Source organism: Steroidobacter sp. (assembly GCF_036406195.1).
Taxonomy (GTDB): Bacteria; Pseudomonadota; Gammaproteobacteria; order Steroidobacterales; family Steroidobacteraceae; genus Steroidobacter.
Map to the genome: position 1 here is coordinate 142,177 of NZ_DASWVW010000010.1, position 15,591 is coordinate 157,767.

Annotated in this window: 14 protein-coding genes; 9 read left to right on the forward strand and 5 right to left on the reverse strand. The window is 62.9% G+C overall.

All coding sequences use genetic code 11. The annotated features are described in order from the left end of the window. Positions 1-5: 5 nt before the first annotated feature. From VGE08_RS03440 to VGE08_RS03450, 3 genes are read right to left on the reverse strand one after another with little or no spacing between them, the layout of a single operon-like run. Positions 6-1,184 carry an ABC transporter permease gene (locus tag VGE08_RS03440; RefSeq protein WP_331066454.1) on the reverse strand — a complete coding sequence of 393 codons (1,179 nt, stop codon included), beginning with the start codon at positions 1,182-1,184 and terminating at the stop codon, positions 6-8. Beyond that, positions 1,184-1,912: an ATP-binding cassette domain-containing protein gene (locus tag VGE08_RS03445; protein ID WP_331066455.1), complete on the reverse strand. Its 729-nt coding sequence runs from the start codon at positions 1,910-1,912 to the stop codon at positions 1,184-1,186. The genes VGE08_RS03440 and VGE08_RS03445 overlap by 1 nt, the downstream gene beginning before the upstream one ends. Further along, on the reverse strand, positions 1,909-3,411 hold the full coding sequence (locus VGE08_RS03450) for an alpha/beta hydrolase (protein ID WP_331066456.1): 1,503 nt from the start codon (positions 3,409-3,411) through the stop codon (positions 1,909-1,911). The genes VGE08_RS03445 and VGE08_RS03450 overlap by 4 nt, the downstream gene beginning before the upstream one ends. A gap of 161 nt (positions 3,412-3,572) precedes the next feature. Here VGE08_RS03450 and VGE08_RS03455 point away from each other — a divergent pair, with 161 nt between their 5' ends. The 5 genes from VGE08_RS03455 (at position 3,573) to VGE08_RS03475 (ending at position 7,556) form a co-directional block, all read left to right on the forward strand. Continuing rightward, a complete protein-coding gene (locus tag VGE08_RS03455; protein WP_331066457.1) occupies positions 3,573-4,382 on the forward strand; it encodes a class I SAM-dependent methyltransferase in 810 nt (269 codons plus the stop codon). Positions 4,383-4,418: 36 nt separating this feature from the next. Beyond that, positions 4,419-5,225 carry a DUF3014 domain-containing protein gene (locus VGE08_RS03460; protein WP_331066458.1) on the forward strand — a complete coding sequence of 269 codons (807 nt, stop codon included), beginning with the start codon at positions 4,419-4,421 and terminating at the stop codon, positions 5,223-5,225. Between the two features lie 69 nt (positions 5,226-5,294). Continuing rightward, entirely contained in the window at positions 5,295-5,684 is a 390-nt protein-coding gene (locus VGE08_RS03465; RefSeq protein ID WP_331066459.1) for a hypothetical protein, read from the forward strand. A gap of 66 nt (positions 5,685-5,750) precedes the next feature. Beyond that, positions 5,751-6,209 (forward strand): hypothetical protein, encoded by a 459-nt coding sequence (locus VGE08_RS03470; protein WP_331066460.1) that lies wholly within the window; start codon positions 5,751-5,753, stop codon positions 6,207-6,209. A gap of 405 nt (positions 6,210-6,614) precedes the next feature. Then, the gene (locus VGE08_RS03475; RefSeq protein ID WP_331066461.1) at positions 6,615-7,556 is read left to right on the forward strand and encodes a putative Ig domain-containing protein; all 942 of its coding nucleotides are present in this window, start codon (positions 6,615-6,617) and stop codon (positions 7,554-7,556) included. A gap of 23 nt (positions 7,557-7,579) precedes the next feature. Here VGE08_RS03475 and VGE08_RS03480 read toward each other — a convergent pair whose 3' ends face one another. Next, positions 7,580-8,446, reverse strand: coding sequence for an alpha/beta hydrolase (locus VGE08_RS03480; RefSeq protein ID WP_331066462.1), 867 nt, complete (start codon positions 8,444-8,446; stop codon positions 7,580-7,582). A gap of 99 nt (positions 8,447-8,545) precedes the next feature. Between VGE08_RS03480 and VGE08_RS03485 the strand changes: the two genes are divergently transcribed. Together VGE08_RS03485 and VGE08_RS03490 are read left to right on the forward strand one after the other, a co-directional pair. Then, entirely contained in the window at positions 8,546-9,376 is an 831-nt protein-coding gene (locus tag VGE08_RS03485; protein ID WP_331066463.1) for an NAD(P)-dependent oxidoreductase, read from the forward strand. Next, positions 9,376-10,476 (forward strand): glycerophosphodiester phosphodiesterase, encoded by a 1,101-nt coding sequence (locus VGE08_RS03490; protein ID WP_331066464.1) that lies wholly within the window; start codon positions 9,376-9,378, stop codon positions 10,474-10,476. Before VGE08_RS03485 ends, VGE08_RS03490 begins: the two co-directional genes overlap by 1 nt. On the opposite strand, the gene VGE08_RS03495 is transcribed toward VGE08_RS03490, so the two are convergent. Continuing rightward, entirely contained in the window at positions 10,445-11,278 is an 834-nt protein-coding gene (locus VGE08_RS03495; protein ID WP_331066465.1) for a hypothetical protein, read from the reverse strand. The two genes, VGE08_RS03490 and VGE08_RS03495, sit on opposite strands and share 32 nt — an antisense overlap. Before the next feature lie 218 nt (positions 11,279-11,496). On the opposite strand from VGE08_RS03495, the gene VGE08_RS03500 reads away from it, so the two are divergent. Both VGE08_RS03500 and VGE08_RS03505 read left to right on the forward strand, forming a co-directional pair. Next, entirely contained in the window at positions 11,497-13,863 is a 2,367-nt protein-coding gene (locus VGE08_RS03500) for an autotransporter domain-containing protein (protein WP_331066466.1), read from the forward strand. Between the two features lie 89 nt (positions 13,864-13,952). After that, positions 13,953-15,590: a caspase family protein gene (locus tag VGE08_RS03505; RefSeq protein WP_331066467.1), complete on the forward strand. Its 1,638-nt coding sequence runs from the start codon at positions 13,953-13,955 to the stop codon at positions 15,588-15,590. Position 15,591 lies beyond the last annotated feature (1 nt).

Here is a 15,591-nt window from a genome sequence, read left to right on the forward strand (position 1 = left end):
TGCTCTTATCCGAGAATCGCCTCGCGCTGATACAACTTGATCGCCAGCCCGACCAGCAGCGCGCCCAATGCCAGAGTGGTGCCTGCGCAGATCAGAATGTGCGATGTCGGGATGGTGTCACCACGCATCACGCTGGTGGCCAGCAGATGCTGGCTCAAGCTCGGCACCGCCATCAACGCGGCGCTGGGCTTCGTGCCGCTCACGACCGCGAACATGATCGGCGCGATCGGAAACATCATCACGACCGACAGCCACGACTGCGCTTCTCGATTGCTTCGCGTGAACGACGCGACCACCGTCATCAATCCCGCGCCCATGGGCACGAACGTCGCCATGACCGCGAAGATCGCCAGGATCACGCGTGGCCCGAAGTTGGCCGACATGCCGAGCGCTTCGAGCGGAATGAACTGAAGCACCACGCCAAACGCCGCCAGCGTCAGCAGCAACGAGACTGACATGAACGCCGCGGTCGCCAGCATCTTGCCCACGATCAACTGCGCGCGCCGCACCGGCAGTGCCAGGAGCGGTTCCAACGAGCCGCGCTCGCGTTCGCCCGCGGTCGTGTCGATGGCAAGGTAGAAGCCGCCCACCAGCATCGACATGAAACAGAAGTAAGTCATCATGCCGAGGATCAACAGCGATCTTCCCGCCGGGGTCGCCACGTCCAACGTATGTACGCCGATCGGATCGATGATCTGCGGATTGATGCCGCGAACCATCAACCGCAAGACCGCTAGCTGATGTCCGTATGCCTGAAGCAAGTGCCTGGCGCGATCGGCACTCGGCCCGGTTCGATTGTTGGACGTATCGACCACCAGTGACAAAGGGGCCGGCTCGCCGGATTGCAGCGCCTTGCCGTAGTCCTCACCGATGAGCAGCACCATGTCCTGCTCGCCCGCGCGAACCGCATCCATGGCCTGGTCAGTGGTGAACTGCACATCCTTGACGTTGGCACCGTTCTCACGCAGGAACTGCACCAGGTTCGGTGCGTGCGTCGCGCCCGCAATCGGCAGATCGAGAGGCTTGTCCTGATTCTCCACGGCGCGCTTGGACACCATGGTGGTGGTCAGTCCGAAGATCACCGGTGCCAGCAACACGCCAAAAAAGAACGCCGACAGAATCACGCGGCGATCGCGCAGGTTCTCGAGAACTTCCTTGCGAAAGACGGTCCAGATAGCGCCCATCACGCTGCTCCATCCTGTTCGGCAGCGCGTACGAAGGCTTCTTCCAGATCCGGCGCGCCGGTAGCCTCGAGAATCTCGGCAGGCGTGCCGCGCACGACCACTCGGCCGTGCGAGATAATCACAATGTCATCGCACAAGGCCGCGACTTCCTGCATCACGTGACTCGAAAACAAGACGCAGCGGCCGGACTCGCGTAACTCTCGAATCAACTCGCGCAGCATGCGCACGGCGTTCACGTCGAGCCCATTGGTGGGTTCGTCGAGAATGATGGTTTGCGGCCGATGAATCAGGGCACGGGCCAGGCCGACTTTCAGTCGTTCGCCTTGCGAGTAGCCCTTGGCGCGTCGTTGTGCAACGGCACCGAGACCGAGGCGCTCGATCAATTCGTCAATGGCTCGTTCCAGCTCGGGACCGCGCAAGCCGTGCAGCTCGCCGTAGTAGCGGATGTTCTCGCGACCGCTGAGATGCGCGTAGAGGCCGCTGGCATGTGGCAGCACGCCGAGCGAGCGGCGCACTCCCAGCGGGTCTTTCGCACAATCATGACCATCGATCACTGCCCGGCCTTCGTTGGCGCGGATCACCGTGCTCAGAATGCGCAAGGTCGTCGACTTCCCCGCGCCATTGTGTCCGAGCAGTCCGGTGATGCGGCCGTCGCGAGCCGAAAAGGAAACATCGTGCAACGCCTGCAGCGCGCCGAAGCGCTTTTTCAATCCTTCGACTTCGATCATGGAGCCGGCGCCGAGCGTGACAGCAGGAAGGGAGCTGGGGCCACGTTTTGCAGACAGGCATCGTCGAGCGATCCCACGTCGCCTGCGGCAATGAATTCCGCCACCAGGCGCGGCATGCAACCGATGGCGATCTGGCCATGCCCTTGACCCTCCAGCACCAGGTGTCTGGCTCGCGACAGGCCCGGCAGAATCTGTTCGCCATAGTGCGCCGGTGTCACTGGATCATTGCCGCCAGAAAGCACCAGCGTGGGAATGGCGCTGTTCAGCGGCTTGCTGAAATCTTCATCGACCGGACCGCGCGGCCACTGCTCGCAGATGGTACGCATGGCCGTCATGAAACTCTCGCCGATGTAAGTCTCGGCCAGGGCGGAGTGCGAAACCGCACTCTCGTCCCAGCGTGGTGCGTCCTCGCTGCACACGACAGCGAAGTGCATGCCATTGGCGATCTGCGTGTTGAGACTGCGCTTGATCATCAGGTATTGCGCGGCCAGCGCTTGATGCTGGCCAGCCTGTGCTTCATGGATGAGCAGCGGCAACGTGGACATGGTCTCGTCGGAGTAGCTGAGCAAGCGAACCGCGGCGTTCAGCTCATCGACGCCAAGGCGCGCTTGCGTGGGCTCAGCGTTCAACGGATCGGGAATGGCAAGCGTGACTGGCTGCGCTTGCAGGCGCGAGCGCAATGTAGCGAACGTGTCCGCGATGTGCGGGAAAGCTTGCTTGCACTCGTCGCTCGATTCGCACCGCGCGAATGCGTTATCGATGGCCGCTTGAGCGTCGATGGCTATGTCGGGTCCCAGGGCCAGCTGCGCTGGCACGACGCCGTCGAGAATCGCTGCGCGAACACGCTGCGGATATCGCCGCATGTAGTGCTGCGCCACTCGCGTTCCATAGGACACGCCATACAGATCCAACTTTTGATAGCCGAGCGCCGCGCGCACTTCGTCGAGATCGCGCACCGCCACGCTGGTCGTGTAGTAGCGAGGATCGCCTGACAGCTTGGCGAGGCAGGAACGCGTGATCTTCTGAAGCTCGCGCGGATCGCTGGCTGTAAGCCCGCTCTCGTCCGGGAATTCACAATCGAGCCGGTTCGATCGCCCAGTGCCGCGCTGATCGACCACGACGATGTCGCGATCGCGGCGGATGCGCGCCAACGCCGGAGCGATGGAGATGTAGAAATCACCGGCCGCCTGGCCCGGTCCGCCAGTCAGCACGAACAGCGGATCGCCGGCAGCTTGCAGTCGCAGCGATGGAATGACCGCCACATGCAGCCGAATTCGCTTGCCGGAAGGTTGCTCGCGATTCTCCGGCACGGTCAGCCAGCCGCAGCGGGCCGCCACGCTGCCGCCGCCAGTTTCGCTCTGAAGCCGGCAGTCCTCCAGCTTCAACGGCGACGCAGCTCCGGCGGGGAGGGCAGCGCAGGCGCCGAACGCCACGGCCAGGCTCAGCGCCACAGTCGTGGCGCAACTCTTGCGAACTGTCCTCGGGTGAATCGCCGACATCCGGTTTCCGGTAGCTACCGCACTGGCGTGCATGGCCAAAGCGCGCAATGGTAATCGAGGCGGCCGTGCCGGCGGGAACCTGTGTAGGGGGTAATGGTCTGTTACATTCGCTCGCCCGACAATTGCCTCCTGAAAACGTACAAGAGTCCCCGGAGTCACCTATGCGTCCATCCTCGTTGCTCGCCGTCGCCGCTGCCGCCGCCTGCATGCTGCCGCTGTCAGGTGCCTTCGCCAAGGACGAGGCCCTGGCCAAGGCCGTGGCCTCCGAGCACCGCTCGCCGAATTTCGTGGCGCGCGACAAGTACCGCAAGCCGCAGCAAGTACTGGAGTTCATCGGCGTGAAGCCGGACATGACGGTGGTGGAGATCGCGCCGGGCGGCGGCTACTGGACCGAGATCCTGGCGCCTTACCTGAATGAAAAGGGCACTTATTACACGGCGATTACACCGCGTTCAGCCAGCGAACGCGCCGCGGCCGCTGCCGACACGTGGCAGAAGAAGCTCGAGAGCGACCCGGCTCGCTACGGCAAGGTCAAGATCGGCGACTTTGGCGGCGGCAAGTTCGAACCCGCGCCGGCCGACTCCGCCGACGTGGTGGTCACATTCCGCAACGTGCACAACTGGATGAGCCAGGGCACGGCGGAAGAAGCGTTCGCGTCGTTCTACAAGACGCTCAAGCCGGGCGGCATCCTGGGGGTCGAAGAGCATCGCGCGCCGGCCGACAAGCCGCAGGATCCGAAGGCGGCCAACGGTTATGTGCGAGAGGATTTCACCATCGCGCTGGCCGAGAAGGCCGGTTTCAAGCTGGTGGGCCGCTCCGACTTGCTGAACAATCCCAAGGACACCAAGGATCATCCCAAGGGCGTGTGGACCTTGCCGCCCACGCTGGCGTTGGGTGATCAGGACCGCGCCCGATATGAGGCGATCGGCGAGGCCGACAACTTTCTGCTGAAGTTCCAGAAGCCCGAATAGGCGCGGTGGCCGGAGCTGCAGCACGAGGGAGCCACGATGGAAGAAGACACCAAGAAATGGCTGTATTACGCGATACCCGTCGTGGTCGCTGTCGGCATCGGTGCGGCGCTGTATTACGGGCGCTCGCAGCGGCAGGCCGAACAACAGCAGGTCAGCCAGCCGCCCGCGGTGACGCAGCCTGAGACTACGCCGGCGGAGGAGCCGCCGGTGCGCAATCCGCTGCAAGAAACCACGCCGCCGAAGCCGCTGCCGCCGTTGACCGACAGCGATCCTTCCATGCAGGAGTCGCTGAGCAGCGTGTTTGGCAAGGCGCTCGATCCGTTCCTCGTGCCGAAGAACATCATCCGGCACACGGTCGTGACCATCGACAACCTGCCTCGCAAGGAAACGGCGGTGCAGATGTGGCCGGTGAAGCCCATCGGCGGCGAGCTGATCACCACTGCCGAAGGCGAGCAATACACGCTCGGTGCGGACAACTATGCGCGTTACGACCGGCTGGTGAAGATCCTGCAGGGCGCCGATACCGCGCAGCTCGTGACGCTGTACAAACAGTACTACCCGTTGTTCCAGGAAGCGTACGTCGCGCAAGGCTATCCGGACGGCTATTTCAACGATCGGCTGGTCGAGGTCATCGATCATCTGCTCGCCACGCCGGAGATCACCGGGCCGATCCAGCTCAAGCGCCCGAGTGTCAATTACGAGTTCGTCGATCCGGAGCTGGAGAACCGTTCCTCCGGACAGAAGCTGCTGATCCGCATGGGCAGCGCCAACGCCGCCGTCGTCAAGGACAAGTTGCGCGAGCTGCGCCAGGCCATCGCCAAAGAGCAGTCCGCGGCGAATTGATCACCCGCATCCAGAACGACAGACCAACGACAGACCCGAACGTGCATCATCATAGAAGACAGGAAACAAATGCGCAGCACCCTCGCCTCGCAAGGTTTGCCGCTGAGCGAGGAGGCGAGCAAGCCCATGCTCAAGGCGTTGCTCGACGTGCAGAAGCTGGAAATGCAGGAAGCTGCCGCGGCCAAGCCGACATCGGCGCGCCTGGTCACGAATATGTCGTTCGATGAGCGCGCCATGGAGCAGCAGATGGAGGCCTCCAAGAAGCGCAATCAGCGCATGCTCGACGCGATTTCGTCCTACCTGACGGTCGAGCAACGCCAGGCGCTCGAGCGACAGCAGGAGGCGCAGTTGAAGTTGCAAGAAGCGCAACTGCGCATGATGCGCGCTCAAGGCGCCGACATGTCCGGCGTCTACTTCATGAATGGCGGCACGGCCATGGCGGTGCAGGCGTCGCAGTAACGATCGCGCTGTCGCTGGGGTCACGGTCGAGTAACATGTAGCCAGATGGCGACCGGAAGAGACTTCATGCGTAACTCCCTCTCACCTTCCTTCCTGGCATCGGTGGTCGTGTTGTTCGGCTGCGCCGCGTGCGGCAAGTCGGAAGCGCCGGTGCACACTGCTGCGCCGACACCGGCACCATCATCGACCGCGGCTACCGGCGACGAGGAGTTGGGACAGCCCGCCGATCCGCGCTTCATCGGAAAAATCTGGGTATCGACCACGCCGGGCCACTCGCGCGGCTCGATTCTGATCTTCCTGCCGGATCGCTCGCTGCTGATGGATTCCTGTTTCGAGACCTACCGGATCTCCAAGTGGGGCGCCGATGGCGATCGCATTCGCTGGGTCGAGGATGCCATTCCCATCCAGGCCACGCTGTCGATGCTCGATGAGAACAATCTGAGCCTGCAGATCACGGGCCAGGACCGAGTGCAGACATACATCAGCGCGCCGGTGCCGTATGTCTGTCCCGATATGCCCAGGTAGAAGTTGCGAGCCGACTGCATTCCGCGACACCGGCTGCACGCGCTGCCGAAGCTCGATAATAGATATAACTTTCTGCGCGCGTAGACCAAACAACCCGCTGCGTTCTTGTCAGAACTTCTTTCACGCAGCGTGCCGATGCTAGTTTGTTTCTTTGCTATTGCTCGCTTGTTTCATGCGAGTGAGCGCGTTTGCAGACATGTCTGAACGTCACGACATTTTGCGCGTGAGCATTTCTTTGCTTTAACTGCCCGCGCCCACGGCGACACTCCGGCACATCGACTTGCCTCATGCATGCGATGGCCGACCATGGACGAGTCAGGCGGAACGGCAGATCGCTGCTGTGGGTGAGCGCTGCATCGCATGCGTAGCGATACAGCTCCCGTGTCATACCCGCGAGGATTGTCCATGCGCACTTCCATCAAGCGCGCGCCCGTTCTGGGTGCGCTGGCCCTTTTTATTGCGAACGTTTGCGCGCTTACCCTTTTTAGTAGTGCTGTAGAGGCGGCGCCCACCATTTCCGGCACGCCGAAGACCACCTTCGGCACCAACTCCTGGTACAGCTTTCAACCGATCGCACGCGATCCGGCCGTGAGGTCCTCGACGCTGCGCTATTCCATCGTCAACAAGCCCGCTTGGGCGAGGTTCTCGACCACCACCGGCCGGCTCGAAGGCGCGACTCCGTCGAAGACCGGCACCTGGTCGAACATTCGCATTTCGGTGAGAAGCGCGACGGGCACCGCGAGCTTGCCGGCGTTCTCTTTGCAAATCGTGCCGAAGGGCAGCACCGGTGGCTCGGGCAGCAACCGTGCGCCCGTGGTCAGCGGCACCCCGGCAACTTCGATCACGGCCGGCAGCGCGTATAGCTTCCGTCCGTCCGGTTCGGATCCGGAGGGGCGCGCGCTCACATGGTCGATCACCAACCGTCCGGCATGGGCTTCGTTCAACACGACCAACGGTGCACTTACCGGCACACCGAGCACCTCGCAGGTGGGCACATATTCCAACATCACCATCGCCGCCAGCGATGGCACCAATCGCACGGCTTTGCCGGCCTTCAACATCGCTGTCACCAGTGCCGGCAGCAACAATGGCTCGGCTACGTTGAGCTGGATACCGCCGACCACGCTTACCAACGGCGCCGCATTGACCAATCTCGCCGGATACCGCATCTACTACGGCACCAGCGCCAGCAGTCTCTCGCGCATGGTGGACGTGAACAGCGCCGGCATGACGCGTTACGTCGTCAACGATCTGTCGCCGGCGACGTATTACTTCGCCATTCGCGCCTACACGGCCAGCGGCAGTGAAAGCGCATCATCGAACGTCGTGTCCAAAGTCATTCGCTGATCGCGGGCACTGAACTACGCGGGCTACTGTTTGCGGCGGGCCAGCCAGTCGACCATGGTGTTGCTGACTGTGTCCGCCGCGTCCTGCTGCACGAAGTGGCCTGCGCCAGGGAGGGTCATGAGGGTGAGATCCTGCTCCACCCATTGCCACGTGCCATTCAGCGCACCAGGCAGCAGCGCTTCATCGTTCAATCCATGAAACATCAGCACCGGCGCGCGCACCTTGGGAAAGGTGAAGTTGGTGGGCGGGGGCGGCGCGTCGGGCTTGGGATAGTTGGCCTTGTAGTAATTGAGCATGGCCTCGAAATCGGACTGACGGAACGCCTGCAGATAGCGTTCGCGTGCCGCCGGATCGGTCACCCATTGCGCCAGGCATTCCACTGAAATCGTCTGGTGTGCGTCGGGCTCCTGGAATTTGAACGCATACTCGCTGTTCTTCTTTTGCTGCGGATTGGTGGCGACCTCGCGAGCGATTCCGGCCGGGTGCGGCAGATTGCAGATGATCAGCAGCGCGGTGATGTCGGGCCGGCGCATGGCGACGTTCCATGCCACCGAGCCGCCCCAGTCGTGCCCGACGATGATGGCGCGTTCAACCTGTTCTGCCTTGACCACGGCGGCAATGTCGCCGACCAGCAGTGGCATGGCGTAGTTCTGCACGCCCTTCGGTTTGTCGGACAGGTTGTACCCGCGCTGGTCGACGGCGACGGTGCGATAACCGTGCTCGACCAGCACTTGCATCTGCTTGCGCCACGAATACCAGAAGTCCGGAAAGCCGTGGATCATCACGACCAGCGGACCCTGGCCCAGTGCCGCATAGTGGATTTTCACGCCGCCGGAGTCGGCGTATTTGTGCTCGACCCGATCCCAAACGTCCCCGTCGTCCCGGGTCATGCTGCGTCCCCCTCAACCTTGGCTGGTGGCTGGCCGACTATATAACGACGAGCCGATCGGGCCTATGATGATGCCGTCGTACTCTCGTCGGAGCTCCGTATGTCACTTCGCGGCAAGACACTATTCATCTCGGGCGCCTCGCGCGGCATCGGCCTGGCGATTGCGGTGCGTGCGGCCCGGGACGGCGCCAACGTAGCCATCGCGGCCAAGAGCGATCAGCCCAATCCCAAGCTGCCGGGCACCATCTACACCGCGGCCGAAGCCATCGAAGCCGCCGGCGGCAAGGCATTGCCCATGCAGGTGGATATTCGTGACGAGAACGCAGTAGCGACGGCGGTGAAGAAATGTGCCGAGCACTTCGGTGGCCTCGACATCCTGGTCAACAACGCCAGCGCGATTTCCTTGACCGGCACGCTGGAAACGCCGATGAAGCGCTTCGACCTGATGTTCGGCGTCAACGTTCGCGGCACGTTCGTGTGCTCGCAGACGTGCATTCCCTATCTGAAGGAATCGGCCAAGGCCGGTCGCAATCCGCACATTCTCAATCTGTCGCCGCCCTTGAGCATGAAGCCGCGGTGGTTCGCGCCGCATGTGGCCTACACCATGGCGAAGTACGGCATGAGCATGTGCGTGCTCGGCATGGCGGAGGAATTTCGTCGCGATGGTATCGGTGTGAACGCGCTGTGGCCGCGCACCGTCATTGCGACGGCGGCGTTGAACGTCATTGCGCTGGCCGATCCGAAGCGCGGCCGCAAGCCGGACATCATGGCGGATGCAGCGCACGTGATTCTGACGCGGGATGCGCGCAGCTGCACCGGCAACTTCTTCATCGACGATGAAGTGCTGGCAAGCGCCGGCGTGACCGACCTCGATCCCTACGCGGTCACTCCCGGCAACAAAGAATTCCAGCCGGATTTCTTCGTTGATTGATGGCGACGATTGCGAGCCTCGGTGTCTGGGCGGCAATGGTGTTGATGATGAGTGGACCGGCACGAGCGCAATCTTCCCCGGACGGCGTCCAGTGGGCCACGCTGGATGGCAAGCCGCCCATCGTCATCGCGCATCGTGGCGCGTCGGGCTACCGGCCCGAGCACACGCTTGCCTCCTATCGGTTGGCGATCGAATTCGGTGCGGACTACATCGAGCCCGATCTGGTCGCGACTCGCGACGGTCATTTGATCGCTCGACACGAGCCATTGCTCGATGACACGACGGACGTGAAGTCGCGACCGGAATTTGCTTCACGCCGGAGCACCAAGACGTTGGACGGCAAGCAAGTCACGGGATTTTTCGCCAGCGACTTCACGCTCGCCGAAATCCGGCAGCTGCGCGCCGTGCAGCCCAATCCCGCGCGTTCCAAGGAGTACGACGGCAAGTTCGAGGTGCCGACGTTCGAAGAGATCCTGGATCTGGTGCAACAGGAGTCGGCCCGGCGCGGCCGGCCCATCGGCATCTATCCCGAAACCAAACATCCCGCCTTTCATCTGGCGCTGGCGCTGCCGCTGGAGGATCGGCTGATCGAGGCCCTGCAGCGCCGTGGCTTGAACGAGGCAGGCACGCCCATCTTCATTCAATCCTTCGAGAGCGCCAACCTGCAGTATCTGCGGCCCAGGACCGAGCTGCCGCTGGTGCAGCTCATGGATCAGGGTTCATTGATCTATGACCAGAGCGGGACGCGAGTGGTGGGCGTCGATATTCCGGCTTACGGCGATCATCGCGGCGGCGAACGGCCCACCAGCCTGGCCGACGTGGCGAAGTACGCGAACGCGATCGGGCCTTGGAAACGCCAGATTCTTCGCGACGTCGGGCAGCCGCGCTTGCTGACAACGACGGTGATAGAACAAGCACACGGCGCCGGTCTGCGTGTGCACACCTATACATTCCGGAACGAGCCGGCCACGCTAGCGGCCGAATACGACAACGACCCGCTCAATGAGTACCGCCGGTTCTATGAACTGGGCGTCGACGGCGTATTCTCGGATTTCTCCGATACGGCGCTCAAGGCGCGTGCGCACTATTCATCGCGCTGATCATGGCGGCGAATCGGGGCCAATCTCGGACCCAGCAGCACACGTGATCGAAGCCCTCGAGGGTGCGCTGCTGCGCTCCAGGATGGCGCACGAAGTAACTTGCGGTTGTCGTTGCTGGCACGACGGCATCGTTCGCGCCCTGCAAATGTAGCTCCGGCCACGGGTGCGCCAGATCGCTCATCGCCGGATTGAGCGAGCCCGACAGGGGCAGATACCCGTGATGTTCCGTCCATGCCTGGGTATCCAGATTGGCAGCGATGGTCATCACCGAGGCGGTGTTCTCGATCCGTTCAGCTATCAGCACCGCGAGCGCGCCACCACCACTGTAACCCACGAAAGCCACGCGCGACGCGCCTGAAGTGCGTTGCGCCTCGCGCACCGTCGCGACCATGCTTTCCACGACCTCGGCGGAATAGCGGGCGCCCGTCCAGTAGTCGACGCTGCACTTGTCCGAACGAAGTCCGTGATAGCACGGGCGCGTTATGTATGCTGCCGGCGCGGGCGAACGAATCAACAGTTCCAGCGCCAGCGGTTGCCGGGTGGTGGGGTCTGCGCTCGGCTGCCGGCCGTCGCGCCAGGGCAGTCCATCGCTCTCCAGAAAAACGGTCAGTGGCGCGTCCGCATGAGACGAGCTCACGCCACGCTTCAGATAAACCAGGCTGGGAAACTCGCCGGCCGTGACCTGAATGATTTCGAGACCCGCCGCTCGGGCTCGCCGCTCGAGCTGCTTTCCGGGAGAGGCGCAGCCGCCGAGGACGACGCTCGCGGCGAGCACGGCATTAAGGGCAATGCTGAGGTTCATGGCACCCGATTGCGACGTGCGTCACAATAGAAGTCAATCTTCGGCGGCACAGTGCGTCCGGCTGCGAGGGGAAGGCGGCCCGGGGGACGAGCGCTCGGTGAGCTTAAGGGCCATTGTCCCCGCGCGACCCTGGCTGATAAATACGCCGGGGGCGGCGGGACTCGCTGGACCACGACCCATACGAACATCAATACGAAACATCCAGTCAGGAGAGGGCGATGAAGGTGACGGCGCTGCTACGAGCCGGACGACAGTTGGTGAAATGGGCCGGCGGCGCGGCCCTGCTGGCGATGGCTCCGCTCGCGCTCGCGGTGCCGCCGAACATCAGCGGCACCCTCGCCGTGCCCATTCCCGATATCGATGAAGCCGTCGTGGTGAACCTGCGCGTGCTGGGCGTGCTCACCGGCTCGGCCTCCATCACCGTCAACGAGGCGACCGTGCTGCTCAATGGGCAAATTCCCAGCGAATTGACCATCGAGCCGTACGCCCCTGTCGGAGCGACTGGCGCGGTGTGCCTGCGGGTCTTCAACGGGGACTATACGTTCTCGACCAACGACACGCTGAGCGTGCAGCTGAGCGCGAGCAATCTGCTCGGCGAGACCTTCGACACCGGCGCTCCCGGCATCCCCATCGCGAACGTGCAAGGTCCGACAGTGGATGTCGACGACCCCGCGCAAGTGGCGGCGTGTGGCGACCCCAATTCGCCGCCCGAGGTGAGCATCGTCGGCGGCGATCGCACCGTGGACGACTCCGACCTCGCGCCCGGCGAGAGCGTCCCGTTCAGCGCGACCGTGGTGGACCCGGAAAACGATATCGGCACCTACGAATGGTATATCGATAATTCGGACAGCCCGGTGTCGACCGTGGCCAATCCCACGCTGACCCTGCCCGACGGAACCTCCACGATCAGCCTGGTAGTGACCGATGGCGGCGGTCTCGTCGGCAGCGCAACGGTATTGGTCACCGTGGCTGCCGCGCCTGGCCTGACCGCGAATGCCGGCGGGGATCGCACTGTTTCTGATACAGACGCCGAAGACGGCGCTGAAGTGACCCTCGACGGCAGCCTGTCGACCTCCACGGACGGAGCCATCGCGTCCTATCGCTGGTCGCGCTTCCTGGCGGACGAGACCGAGGTCGAGCTAGGCACCAGCAACACGCCCACGCTCACGGTGCGACTGCCGAACGGCGAGAACCTGATTCGACTGGTGGTGACCGACGGCACCGGCCGGGAAAGCAGTGACTTCGCCCTCATCACGGTGTCCGAGGGGCCGGCGATCACCACGCTTTCCGACATTCCCAATCTGACGCCGAATCAGCGCCGCATCGCCCAGGCACTGGACCGCGTTTGCGGCCAGCTTCGCGATCTGTCCAACGGTGAAGGCCCGGCGCTCACGTCGGACCAGCAGGATCTGCTGGCTCGATGCAACGGCCTGCAGACCAACAACACCGCCGCCAACCAGGTCGCCGCGCTCGAGGAGATGATCGCCGAGGACTTCGCTGTCGCGCGCACCCAGACGCTGCTGTTCGCGAACACGCAGTACGCCAGCGTGATGGATCGTTTGATGGCGCTGCGTGGTGGTGCCAAAGGTCTGAGCCTGGCGGGCCTGAACATCATCGTCGATGGCAAGTCGATTCCGCTGGCCCAACTGCAGAACATGGTGAAGGGCCTGCTTGGCGGTGGCGCGAGCGCCGACGAGCCCGGCTTGCTGAGCGACAAATGGGGCATGTGGGCCAGAGGCAATTACAGCTTCGGCGACAAGGACCGCAGCGACAGCAGCCCGGCGTTCGATGCCGATCAATGGTCGTTGGTCGGCGGCCTGGACTATCGATTCAGTGACAAGCTGGTGGCTGGCCTGTCGCTGGCCTATGGCCAGGCCAGCATCGACTTCAGCCCGAGCGGGGAAGGCAGCCTCGACACGGATACGTGGGCCTTGTCGCTGTATGGCTCCGCTTATGCGGCCCGCAACTTCTATCTCGACGGCATCGTCAATGTGGCCAACGCCAGCTACGGGGCGGTGCGCAACATCTCTTATGTCGACGGTACGGGCCTGGTGGACGTGGATGCACACGGCGATACCGACGGCATGACTTACAGCGCCGGTCTTTCCGGTGGTTATGACTTCCTGGTGGGCGGACTCACCTTGTCGCCCAACATCGGGCTCTTCTATATCGATGCCACTATCGACAGCTTCACCGAGCGCGGCGCTGGCGGCTTGAATCTCATCTACGACGAACAGTCGTTCCAATCATTCACTGGCAACATCGGCTTGCGCGCGACGTATGCGTGGAACTTGAGTTGGGGAGTGTTGCTGCCTCATGTGCGAGTCGACTATGTGCGCGAATTCAAGAACGACGCCGACGTGTTCGGCGTGCGTTTCGCGGCAGACCCGAATGCCAACAGCGCGCCTCCCATCCTGGTGGAAACCGACAACCCGGACGAATCCTACTGGCGCCTCGCGGCGGGATTCTCGGCGCAATTCATTCACGGCATCTCGGCTTATATCGAGTACCAGCGCCTGGAAAGCTTCGAGTTCATCAGCTTCCAGGATGTGAGTGTGGGTCTGCGGATGCAGCATAGTTTCTGATGAAACAGCGACTCGGGCATCACGTGCCCGGGGTGGCTCGGATTGAGTTCTCATAGATCGAGGGCGGCATTGGCCGATGGAAAACTGACATGACACATCGCCTGTCCAGGAATCTGGGTCGACTTGTGGTGCTGCTGGCACCCAGCTTGTTCGTCATCGCTGCTGCTGCCGGGCCCTCCGAGGCCGAAAAGGCGGCGACCAAAGGCATGGTGAAGCGCTCGGATCTCGAGATCGTCGACTGCCTGCTGCCCGGGCAGGTGCGCCAGCTCGGCAATCGCAGCTTCCTGTCGCAGCGGCGGCCGATTCGCACCACCGCGTCGGAATGTTCGATTCGCGGCGGTGAGTACGTCGCATACGATCGCGCCGATCTGCAATCCGCGTTGCGCATCTGGATGCAGGCTGCCGAGTCGGGTGACCTCGAGGCGCAGACGAATGTTGGCGAAATCTACGAGCGTGGCTTGGGTGTTGAGCCCGACTATGAAGCCGCGGCGAAGTGGTACCAGAAGGCAGCAGACAAAAACTACGCTCGCGCGCTGTTCAATCTCGGCACCATGTACGAGCAGGGGCTCGGCGTGCCGCAGGATGGGCTCAAGGCGCTGAATCTGTACCGACAAGCGTGGGGTGTGCCGGAGGACAACATCATCTTCACGTCCGCCGCGCAGCGCGAGCAGGAAGAATTGCGCAAAGAGCTCGATGCCGCCATCGCCGAAAAAGATGCGCAGCTCGGCCTGCTGCAGAAGCAGTTGCAGGATCTGCAGGACAAGCTGACGAAGCAGTCCGCGGCGGAACAGAGCGCCAGTAACAGCAGCAAGGAGATCGAAGCGCTCAAGAAGTGGATCGCGCAGCTCGAAGGCGAACGGCAGAAGAGCACCGAACGTCTGGCGGGCATTCCAAGAACACGGACTCCGCAAGGCGTGACCGAGCTGGTGCAGCTGCCGCCGACCGCCGATGAGCGCACTCTCGCCGGCATGAACTTCGGGCGCTACTACGCCATCGTCATCGGCAACCAGAATTATCAGAGCATCGAGAGCCTGGAGACGCCGAAGTACGACGCCACGCGCGCGGCCCGCATTCTGGCCGATCGCTATGGCTTCACGGTCTCCATTCTCGAGGATGCCAACGACATCACCATGTTGAAGGCCCTCAACGATCTCAACTCGGTGCTCAAGCCCGAGGACAATCTGCTCATCTACTACGCCGGCCACGGCGCGCGACTGCAGAGTGGCAAGAACGAAGCCGGCTATTGGTTGCCGGTGAATGCGGACGCGCCGCCGAAAGATACATTCTGGGTGCCGAACGAGCAGATCACCGGCCATCTCGGCCGCCTGCCGGCGAGGCGCGTGCTGGTAGTTGCGGATTCGTGCTACGCCGGGTTGCTGTCGACCGATCCCAGTTATTTGTTCCTCAACGACAAGGTCACGTATTCGCAGGACTACATCAAGTTCAAGCTGCCGAAACGTTCGCGGCTGTTGCTGGCATCTGGCGGCGACAAGCCGGTGCTGGATGAAGGCAGCGGTGGCAACTCGGTGTTTGCGCGTGCCTTCCTCGACGAGCTGGAGAACAACCAGGGCATTCTGTCCAGCCCCGAGCTGTTCAGCCGCATTCGCAAGCGGGTGGAGGTCGCCGCGCAGAAGAACAAATTCGTGCAGACGCCCGAATTCAAGTCCATCAAGGGCGCCGGGCACGAAGTCGGCGACTTCTTCTTCGTGCCCCGGAGCAAGAGCTAGC